This is a genomic window from Moorena sp. SIO3B2 (assembly GCF_010692525.1).
Taxonomy (GTDB): domain Bacteria; phylum Cyanobacteriota; class Cyanobacteriia; order Cyanobacteriales; family Coleofasciculaceae; genus Moorena; species Moorena producens.
On record NZ_JAAHHE010000674.1, the window covers coordinates 1 to 2,330 of the forward strand.

At 44.7% G+C, this 2,330-nt stretch carries 3 protein-coding genes and 1 pseudogene; 2 read left to right on the plus strand and 2 right to left on the minus strand.

What is annotated here, in order from left to right; genetic code table 11:
* Both F6K38_RS39660 and F6K38_RS39665 read left to right on the plus strand, forming a co-directional pair.
* Positions 1-677 (plus strand): ABC transporter ATP-binding protein (locus F6K38_RS39660; RefSeq protein WP_287360384.1); only part of this gene is annotated, 677 nt, incomplete at its 5' end.
* A 561-nt stretch (positions 678-1,238) separates the two neighbouring features.
* Complete coding sequence (locus F6K38_RS39665; protein ID WP_287360385.1) at positions 1,239-1,430, plus strand: hypothetical protein; 192 nt, start codon at positions 1,239-1,241, stop codon at positions 1,428-1,430.
* Between the two features lie 60 nt (positions 1,431-1,490).
* Here the strand turns inward: F6K38_RS39665 and F6K38_RS39670 are convergent, their stop codons facing one another.
* Entirely contained in the window at positions 1,491-1,661 is a 171-nt protein-coding gene (locus F6K38_RS39670; protein WP_287360386.1) for a hypothetical protein, read from the minus strand.
* A 36-nt stretch (positions 1,662-1,697) separates the two neighbouring features.
* A pseudogene (locus tag F6K38_RS44665) lies at positions 1,698-2,330 on the minus strand (NACHT domain-containing protein); the annotation flags it as partial.

Here is a 2,330-nt window from a genome sequence, read left to right on the forward strand (position 1 = left end):
GGATTGCTCTGGGACGGGCAATTTCCCGTAATCCCCAGGTGTTTTTAATGGATGAACCCCTATCTAATTTGGATGCTAAACTCCGGGCAGAGACTCGCAGCCAAATTGTGAAACTACAGCGGCAGTTGGGTACAACTACGATCTACGTCACCCATGACCAAACGGAAGCCATGACTATGGGGGATCGGATCGCGGTTATGAAAGACGGTCGCATCCAACAGATTGCTGCCCCTCTAGAAATATATAATCAACCTGCTAATCGGTTTGTGGCAGAATTCATTGGTTCACCACCGATGAATTTTATCCCCGTTCAGGTGAAAGCCCCTCGGATAGTGTCTAATTCTCAGTTCCGCCTGACCCTTCCAGAAGTTTGGGAACCCATACTGCACCAGTATGATGGTCAATCCTTAACCTTAGGAGTTCGTCCTGAACATATGAGTATCAGTGCTCCTGCTCCCAAAAACTTGATGGTGACCGTTGATCTAGTGGAAGCCTTAGGTAACGAGACTTATCTATCCGTGAGTATCCCTGAAGACTCTAGCCCTCTTCAGGTCAGAGTGCCACCAGATAAAATTGTCAGAATAGGTGACGAAATTTGGCTGTCTATAGACCCAGAGAAGATTCATTTATTTAACCCCCATGATGGGATGGCGATTACTAAGTCCTCTATTAGCTAATTCGTAAGTTCCGTAGGGTGCGTTAGGGACGAGCGATCCCTGATTTTCTCGGTAGCCAGTGTTAGGACAATCCGTCCCGTAACGCACCACCCAAAGGGCTGACTGCTAGACTTTCCCTCAGTTTTCGCAAACTTCTGGTCTCTAAGGCAGAGGAATTGATGTAAACAGGATCATAAATTTAATCGCGGATTTTGATCCCCCTAAATCCCCCTTAGTAAGGGGGACTTTTGCATTGATGCAAACAGGATCATAAATTTAATCGCCGATTTTGATCCCCCTAAATCCCCCTTAGTAAGGGGGACTTTTGCATTGCATTTCCTCCTTTTTTAAGGGGGACTTTTCCGTGAAATTCTCTCCTTTTCTGACGACTCCCGATTCCCGATTCCCGATTCCCGATTCCCTCAAAAATTTTTTACAAAACTTTTCAAAATATGCTATAATATAATATTTTTTGTGCTACAATAAAATTGTCCACTTTAAAATAAACGGTAAGAGCCAGCCTAACGATCTTCCTTGGGCGAAGGCTGGCTCTGGCTCCCACTTAAAGGAGATACACTCATTATGTACTATGGTCGAAGCCTATACCCATGGGTACTGGTGAGGCTATTGCCACCCATGCCACCATTGGTTTTCGCTCGGTTTGACAAACTTTGTGATGCCAAAAGCTATGTGCAGGCTCTGAAGCGGCTCATGCCTGATGCTAAGTTCCTTATTTTTTTGGATATCAGTCTGCCGATGGATCAAGAAGAATAGGGAGTTAAGGAATCAATAGGAGTAGAGTGGGCAGGATGCCCGCTCGAAAATAGCCGTTGCTCAATTAAGGAATGAATAGGAGTAGAGTGGGCAGGATGCCCGCTCGAAAATATATTGAAACTGGCAAGATGCCAGTTCTAGGCAAGATGCCAGTTCTACGCAAGATGCCCGTTCTAGGCAAGATGCCAGTTCTAGGCAAGATGCCCGTTCTAAGCAAGATGCCCGTTCCAAAAAACTTTTAAAATCATTCCATTATTCACCCCCACACTAGGTGCTCGCAAAGTGCTCCCGCAGCAAATCGTGGATGAATCGATAGCGTCCACCCACTCGCTTGATCAAGCGGCGTTCTGTGGCATAGCTCAGGAAATGGGCGTAATTCCAGGGGATTGAACCACTGCCCCAGAGAATGAGGCGGAGGACGAAGTGCTGAATGACAGGTGTTCCAGCAAATAAAAAGCCCCAAAACATTGCCATCCCAGAAGCAAAAATTAATGCTTCGAGTAGTTCAACATTTATTCCCAAGACTAAATTTGGTAATACAAACAACAATAAAGTTCCAGGCAAACTAATTATACTAAGAATAACAGTATTTTTAGCCGATTCTTTAATCCCCTGATTTGGTTGATTTAGGGTTTTTATTTCTTCTCCAGTCAGCCCATCAATTAGCCCTACAATCATCCCTAAAATCAGCCCATCAATTAGCCCTAAAATCAGCCCTCCAATCAGCCCTCCAATCAGCCCTCCAATCAGCCCTCCAATCAGCCCTAAACTCAGCCCTCCAATCAGCCACCTAATGATATTTTCGGGCAGATTTTTTTTAATTTTTTGCCATGAAAATGTTATAGTTTTATAAGGGATTATATTATCAATCAGCCCTCCAATCAGCCCTAAACTCAGCCC

Coding starts and splice junctions, on each gene's coding strand:
- F6K38_RS39665 (WP_287360385.1), top strand. CDS start 1,239: ATGTACTATGGTCGAAGCCTATACCCATGGGTACTGGTGAGGCTATTG.